Source organism: Bacteroides sp. 11BF (assembly GCF_019633765.1).
Classification (GTDB): domain Bacteria; phylum Bacteroidota; class Bacteroidia; order Bacteroidales; family Bacteroidaceae; genus Bacteroides; species Bacteroides hominis.
Genome location: NZ_JAFKPJ010000108.1, coordinates 1 through 325, shown reverse-complemented (window position 1 = coordinate 325; position 325 = coordinate 1). Strand labels below are relative to the sequence as shown.

Below are 325 nucleotides of genomic sequence, written 5' to 3'. Positions count from 1 at the left end.
CACGTCGAACACGTAATCATCGGTGTAGAACGGGTTGAACGAAATCGGTTTCTCCTCCGTGTAGGTGAAATACACGCCATCCGCCCCGTTTGTCTTGCGCCGGATCATCTCGCACAAGCCCTGATAGGAGTTTCCCGTGTCCACTAATACCACGTGCGTACCTTGCTCGTAGTATTGCCTCACGAGGTGGTTCATGAAAAACGACTTGCCACTGCCCGAAGGACCCAACACGAACTTGTTGCGGTTGGTCGTGATGCCCCGCTTCATCGGCAGGTCGCTGATGTCGAGGTGCAACGGTTTTCCCGTAAGCCTGTCCACCATCTTG

General features: G+C 54.5%; 1 protein-coding gene. It reads right to left on the bottom strand.

Annotated features, from left to right (window positions below; translation table 11 throughout):
- A partial coding sequence (locus tag JZY04_RS21600) for a helicase HerA domain-containing protein (protein ID WP_220577475.1) occupies window positions 1–325 on the bottom strand: 325 nt, incomplete at both ends.